At 55.6% G+C, this 6,575-nt stretch carries 6 protein-coding genes; all 6 read right to left on the bottom strand.

Annotated features, from left to right (window positions below; translation table 11 throughout):
• Positions 1-231: 231 nt before the first annotated feature.
• Positions 232-852: a protein-methionine-sulfoxide reductase heme-binding subunit MsrQ gene (gene msrQ / locus J7E41_RS23510; RefSeq protein WP_214996660.1), complete on the bottom strand. Its 621-nt coding sequence runs from the start codon at positions 850-852 to the stop codon at positions 232-234.
• Positions 852-1,865 carry a protein-methionine-sulfoxide reductase catalytic subunit MsrP gene (gene msrP / locus J7E41_RS23505; protein ID WP_214996658.1) on the bottom strand — a complete coding sequence of 338 codons (1,014 nt, stop codon included), beginning with the start codon at positions 1,863-1,865 and terminating at the stop codon, positions 852-854. Before msrP ends, msrQ begins: the two co-directional genes overlap by 1 nt.
• 63 nt (positions 1,866-1,928) lie before the next feature.
• Entirely contained in the window at positions 1,929-2,786 is an 858-nt protein-coding gene (pssA, locus tag J7E41_RS23500; RefSeq protein ID WP_214996656.1) for a CDP-diacylglycerol--serine O-phosphatidyltransferase, read from the bottom strand.
• A 143-nt stretch (positions 2,787-2,929) separates the two neighbouring features.
• Positions 2,930-3,946, bottom strand: a complete 1,017-nt coding sequence (gene ilvC, locus J7E41_RS23495) for a ketol-acid reductoisomerase (RefSeq protein WP_007948647.1) — start codon at positions 3,944-3,946, stop codon at positions 2,930-2,932.
• A 46-nt stretch (positions 3,947-3,992) separates the two neighbouring features.
• Entirely contained in the window at positions 3,993-4,484 is a 492-nt protein-coding gene (gene ilvN / locus J7E41_RS23490) for an acetolactate synthase small subunit (RefSeq protein WP_003176102.1), read from the bottom strand.
• A 2-nt stretch (positions 4,485-4,486) separates the two neighbouring features.
• Positions 4,487-6,211, bottom strand: coding sequence for an acetolactate synthase 3 large subunit (locus J7E41_RS23485; RefSeq protein ID WP_214996654.1), 1,725 nt, complete (start codon positions 6,209-6,211; stop codon positions 4,487-4,489).
• Positions 6,212-6,575: the final 364 nt, after the last annotated feature.

Genomic DNA, 6,575 nt, shown 5'->3' with positions numbered 1-6,575 from the left:
AGCATTGCATAATGCTGTCCATATCACTATATATGTGAGTTCGACCGAGAAGATCGAACCGTTGATAGGGCTAAACAACACCGCCTTATCAACTCCTTCTGGGCTTCGATGATCTGAAGCAGCTCGCTGTCGAAACCTGCATAACTCTTTGTTTACCAAGGAGTTTTCCGTTTCGACTGCGCCGGAAGTGGGGCGAATTATAGACTTCCAGAATCTGCCGTCAAGGGTTAATTACGCTTTTGTTGTAGAAAGTGCTTTTTTCGCTATAAGACGCGGAATTCGACGGCTCACAGGCGGTATACGCAGGACCAAAAGCAATGCACCTATAGATGCATAGATAGCCCACTCCTTCAGATCAGCACGGACGATCCACAACATATGCAGCAGACCAAGCCCCAGAATTATGTAGACCAGACGATGCAGCTTCTTCCAGCGTGCGCCCAACCGGCGCTGACTGTAACGATTGGACGTCACCGCCAACACCAACAAACAAAGGAAACCAAGGGCGCCCACTATAATGTAGGGACGCTTGCGTAACTCGACACCCAGTTGCGACCAATCAAGCCCCAGGATAAACACGCAGTAGGCCACCAGGTGCAACACCACATAGGCAAAGCACCAAAGCCCCAGCTGCCGCCGGACAGCAATCCACCCTGCCCAACCGCTCAATTTCTGCAATGGCGTCATGCTCAGGGTGATCAACAGCAAAATCAAAGTCCCTAACCCCAACCGATCCATCAGGACTTTCCCCGGATCAGGCCCAAGGGCAAAACTCCAAGCCTCATACAGCCAGAACAGCGGCCATACCGCCGCTGCTATAAAGACGCCAATACGCCAGACCGGGTAACGCATCAGTAGTTCTTCCGCAGATCGAGGCCACTATATAAAGAAGCGACCTCATCGGAGTAGCCGTTGAACATTTGCGTCTCGCGCACATTGGGACTAAACAGCCCGCTCGGCAGACGCCGCTCCCGCGCCTGGGTCCACCGCGGATGGTCGACCGTAGGGTTCACGTTCGCATAAAAACCGTACTCATCCGCCGCAATGCTTTGCCACGTCGTTTTCGGCTGCTCGCTGACCAGACTAATTCGCACGATGGACTTAACGCTCTTGAAGCCATACTTCCACGGCACCACCAACCGCAACGGGGCCCCATTCTGATTCGGTAACTCCCGGCCATACATCCCTACCGCCAGGATAGCCAGGGGATTCATCGCCTCATCCAGCCGCAGCCCTTCTACATAAGGCCAATCAATCAAGGCGAAGCTGGAGCGCTGCCCGGGCATACTCTTGGGATCCTGCAGGGTTTCGAAACGAATGTACTTGGCTTTGGAGGTAGGCTCGACCTGCTTGAGCAGCGCAGAAATCGGGAATCCAATCCAGGGAATAACCATCGACCACGCCTCTACGCAACGCAGACGATAGATACGCTCTTCCAACTGGTACGGCTTCATGAAGTCTTCCAGAGCATAGCGCCCAGGCTTGGCGACTTCACCATCAATCACAACACTCCACGGCTCGGTCTTGAGTGACCCGGCTTTAGCCGCTGGATCCCCTTTGTCGGTACCGAACTCATAAAAGTTGTTGTAGTGGGTCGCGTCCTTGAATGGCGTGATGGTCTCGTCCTTGACGGTAACCGCCTGCCATTTCGTACCGGGAAGCTTTTCGGCAAACCAGCTTGGCGCCTTGCCCGGCTCAACGCCGGCGTAGCGCGCCGCATCATCGGCACTGGCCCAGCGCGGCAAACTGCTGGCAGCGATGCCAGCAAGCGCACCACCGAGCAAGCTGCGACGAGAGAAATAGAGTGATTCAGGTGTGACGTCCGATTCTTGGCAATCGGACGCTTTGGGCAACTTGATTAACATGGCAACTCCGCAGCTTTGGAGGACTTCTGCACCAATAGACTGCGGAGTATGGGGGAAATTACATTAAGGCAACGTTTTGCGTCGACGAAGATGCAACAGATACTGCACCGGACCGGACGCAGCATAGGCAAGGAACACCAGCAGCAGGATTCGCGGCGGATCACTGAAGACCACCGCGAACACCAGCACCACGGCCAGGATGGCCACAAATGGCACACGCCCCTTGAGGTCCAGCTCCTTGAAGCTGTTGTATTTGATGTTGCTGACCATCAGCATACCGGCCGCGGCAACCATCAAGGCGACCAGGAACGACATCTTCGACCCCTGGATCCCATAGTCACTGAACGCCCAGACAATACCGGCCACCACACCTGCCGCCGCCGGACTGGCCAAGCCAATGAAGTAGCGCTTGTCGGCAGTACCTACCTGAGTATTGAAACGTGCCAGACGTAACGCCGCACCCGCCACATAGATGAAGGCGACCATCCAGCCGACCTTGCCCATGTCACCCAGCGCCCAAGCGAACGCCAGCAATGCGGGCGCCACCCCAAAAGCCACCATATCGGACAGCGAATCATACTCGGCGCCGAAGGCACTCTGGGTATTGGTCATTCGCGCAACACGGCCATCAAGACCGTCAAGAACCATAGCGACGAAAATCGCAATCGCTGCGAAGCCAAAGTACTTACTGGCGCTGGCAGCATCACCGGCCGCCAATGCGCTCTGAGCACTCATGGAATTGATGATGGAGTAAAACCCTGCGAACAGGTTCGCAGTGGTGAACAGATTGGGCAGAAGATAGATACCACGATGCCGGACTTTACGACCTTCAGCATCATGCCCTTCTTCGATATGTTCATCGATTGGTAGCAGGCTTTCGGCGTCAGAGGCCTGGTTTGGCTCTTCGGGACGTTCGCTCATGGACTTTACCTTGCAACGGTGTGAAAAATTTCGACAGAAACTTGCGGCGAGTGTTCGCCCGCAAACGATGCAGCTTTATACCAGAACCAGCCTCCAAACGAAAAAACGCGGCCGAAGCCGCGTTTTTCCTTGATGCGTACGACTTAGTTCTTGGCTTTGTCGACGATCTTGTTGGCACCGATCCACGGCATCATGGAGCGCAGTTGCTCGCCGATGATTTCGATACCGTGAGCGGCGTTGTTACGACGCTTGGCGGTCATCGAAGGGTAGCCGGTTGCACCTTCGCTGATGAACATTTTGGCGTATTCGCCGTCCTGAATACGTTTCAGGGCGTTGCGCATGGCCTGACGGGACTCGGCGTTGATCACTTCCGGGCCAGTCACGTACTCGCCATACTCGGCGTTGTTGGAGATCGAGTAGTTCATGTTGGCGATACCGCCTTCGTACATGAGGTCAACGATCAGCTTCAGTTCGTGCAGGCATTCGAAGTAGGCCATTTCTGGCGCGTAGCCAGCTTCAACCAGCGTTTCGAAACCGGCCTTGACCAGCTCGACGGTACCACCGCACAGAACGGCTTGTTCGCCGAACAGGTCGGTTTCAGTCTCGTCCTTGAACGTGGTTTCGATGATGCCGGTACGACCACCACCGACGCCGGCAGCGTAGGACAGTGCAACGTTTTTGGCGTTGCCCGACGCGTCCTGGTAGATCGCGATCAGGTCAGGAATACCGCCGCCTTTGACGAACTCGGAACGCACGGTGTGACCCGGTGCTTTCGGCGCAATCATGATCACGTCGAGGTCAGCGCGCGGCACAACCTGATTGTAGTGAATTGCGAAGCCATGGGAGAAGGCCAGAGTGGCGCCCTTCTTGATGTTCGGCTCGATTTCGTTCTTGTACAGCGCGGACTGGAACTCGTCCGGGGTCAGGATCATGACCAGGTCGGCAGCAGCAACAGCAGAAGCAACGTCAGTCACTTTCAAGCCATGAGCTTCAGCCTTGGCCACAGTGGCCGAGCCTTTGCGCAGACCGACAGTTACGTCGACGCCGGAATCTTTCAGGTTGCAAGCTTGAGCGTGACCCTGGGAGCCGTAACCGATGATGGCGACTTTTTTGCCCTGGATGATCGACAGGTCACAATCTTTTTCGTAATAAACTTTCATGAGGTTCCTCTATATATCCAGGCCGTTAGGCCATTCACTAATTGAGTTAGATGCTGAGTACTTTGTCGCCACGGGCAATCCCGGTGACACCACTGCGTACGGTTTCCAAAATCGAGGCCGTCCCGATCGACTGGATGAAGCTGTCCAGCTTGTCGCTTGTACCGGTCAGTTGAACGGTATAAACGCTGGCGCTCACATCAACGATCTGCCCGCGATAAATATCGGTAGTACGTTTGATCTCGGCACGTTGGGCACCCGTGGCCTTGACCTTGACCAGCATCAGTTCACGCTCGATGTGGGCACTTTCCGACAAATCGACCAGCTTGACCACTTCGATCAGCTTGTTGAGGTTCTTGGTGATCTGCTCGATCACCTCATCATGGCCGACGGTGGTCAACGTCAGACGCGACAGGGTCGGGTCTTCGGTTGGCGCCACAGTCAGGCTTTCGATGTTGTAGTTGCGTTGCGAAAACAGGCCGACCACACGAGACAAAGCGCCCGGTTCGTTCTCCAGAAGCAGGGAGATAATGTGCCGCATGATTAGGTACGCTCCGTCTTGTTCAGCCACATGTCGCGCATAGAGCCGTCTTTGATCTGCATCGGGTAGACGTGCTCGCTGGTATCGACCTGAATATCGATGAACACCAGGCGATCCTTCATGGCGAACGCTTCTGCCATCTTCGGCTTCAAGTCCTTCAAATCGGTGATGCGCATGCCGACGTGGCCATAGGCTTCAACCAACTTGACGAAATCAGGCAGAGATTCCATGTACGAGTGGGAGTGACGACTGCCGTAGCTCATGTCTTGCCATTGGCGAACCATGCCCAGCACACCGTTGTTCAGGCAGATGATTTTCACCGGCAACCCATATTGCAGGCAGGTCGACAGTTCCTGGATGTTCATCTGGATACTGCCCTCGCCGGTGACACAAGCGACGTCTGCATCCGGGAAGCTCAGCTTCACACCCATGGCGGCAGGGAAACCAAAGCCCATCGTGCCCAGGCCACCGGAGTTGATCCAGCGGTTAGGCTTGTCGAACGTGTAGTACTGCGCCGCGAACATTTGGTGCTGGCCCACGTCCGAGGTCACAAAGGCATCGCCTTTGGTCACTTCGCACAGGGTTTCGATCACGGTCTGCGGCTTGATGATGCTGCCGTCGCCCTTGTCGTAAGGGAATAGGCCGCGATCACCGCGCCATTCGTCAATCTGCTTCCACCAACTGGCAACGGAATCCTTGTTCGGGGTTTCGCCGATCTCCTTGAGCGTTGCAACCATTTCGGTCAATACGCTTTCCACCGGACCGACGATAGGCACGTCTGCCTTGATGGTCTTAGAGATCGACGCCGGATCGATGTCGATGTGGATGATCTTGGCATTCGGGCAGAACTTGCTCGCGCCATTGATTACCCGGTCATCGAAACGTGCGCCCACCGCAAGAATCACGTCGGCATGGTGCATCGTCAGGTTGGCCGTGTAGCTGCCGTGCATGCCGAGCATGCCGACGAACTGACGGTCCGTACCCGGGAATGCGCCCAGCCCCATCAGGGTATTGGTCACCGGGAGGTTGAGCATCTTGGCCAACTCGGTCAGCGGTGCGGAACCGCCACCCAGAATCACGCCACCACCCGAGTAAAGCACCGGACGCTTGGCCGCCAGGAGCATTTCTACTGCCTTGCGGATTTGCCCCGAGTGCCCACGAACAGCCGGGCTGTAGGAACGCAGCTTGGCTTTCTTCGGGAAGATGTATTCGAATTTCTCCGCGGGGTTGGTCATGTCTTTCGGAATATCGACCACCACTGGACCCGGGCGACCGGATTGCGCGAGGTAGAAGGCCTTTTTCATGACTTCCGGGATTTCCGACGCATGTTTGATCATGAAGCTGTGCTTCACGATCGGCCGGGAGATACCGATCATGTCGGTTTCCTGGAATGCGTCGGTACCGACCATGGTGCTCGCCACCTGGCCAGAAATGATCACCATCGGGATGGAGTCCATATAAGCAGTCGCGATGCCAGTAATGGCATTGGTCGCGCCAGGGCCGGACGTTACCAGTACCACGCCGGCTTTACCGGTGGCACGGGCATAACCGTCAGCCATATGGGTCGCGGCTTGTTCATGGCGAACCAGGATGTGGGTAACAGCCGGTTCCTTGAACAGTGCGTCGTAGACATGCAGCAGAGCACCACCTGGGTACCCGTAGATATAGTCGACGCCTTCGTCACGCAAAAAGCGGACGAGCATCTCACCACCAGATAAAAGCTCCACGTTGTTCACCTCTAAAACGCCAGAATACCGTCCGTTGAAAACCGACGGGTCTTAATAGGTTTACTTCTCAGCAGAGCATGAGCGACGGTGGTCGCCGACTACGTCAGCACTGACTGAGCAAGTATTGGGAGCGTCCCAAGTGTTGCGGGATTTTCCCACCCAGCGCGAGGTAACGCGTTGCGGGTGTAACAGGTCGGCGCGGATGTGCGCCTCATGATCTGCTGAGTGGGCCTGCTTCTGGCAGTCCCTCTACAGCGGACTTTGGATTCTTCTGTTTCAGCCCCTTCAAGTCAAGCAATAATTGCGCTTTTTTCCAACTAAGCGCATGAGAACGTAGAAGAAAGGGGCGTGAGGAGGGATAAAA

This window comes from Pseudomonas fluorescens (assembly GCF_018614655.1).
GTDB lineage: Bacteria > Pseudomonadota > Gammaproteobacteria > Pseudomonadales > Pseudomonadaceae > Aquipseudomonas > Aquipseudomonas fluorescens_BX.
This window is presented reverse-complemented; position numbering and strand designations above follow the sequence as displayed.

What these genes read in the sequence shown, in the direction of transcription:
- ilvC (WP_007948647.1), bottom strand. Translation starts at nt 3,946, where the DNA reads ATGAAAGTTTATTACGAAAAAGATTGTGACCTGTCGATCATCCAGGGC.
- pssA (WP_214996656.1), bottom strand. Translation starts at nt 2,786, where the DNA reads ATGAGCGAACGTCCCGAAGAGCCAAACCAGGCCTCTGACGCCGAAAGC.
- msrP (WP_214996658.1), bottom strand. Translation starts at nt 1,865, where the DNA reads ATGTTAATCAAGTTGCCCAAAGCGTCCGATTGCCAAGAATCGGACGTC.
- msrQ (WP_214996660.1), bottom strand. Translation starts at nt 852, where the DNA reads ATGCGTTACCCGGTCTGGCGTATTGGCGTCTTTATAGCAGCGGCGGTA.
- ilvN (WP_003176102.1), bottom strand. Translation starts at nt 4,484, where the DNA reads ATGCGGCACATTATCTCCCTGCTTCTGGAGAACGAACCGGGCGCTTTG.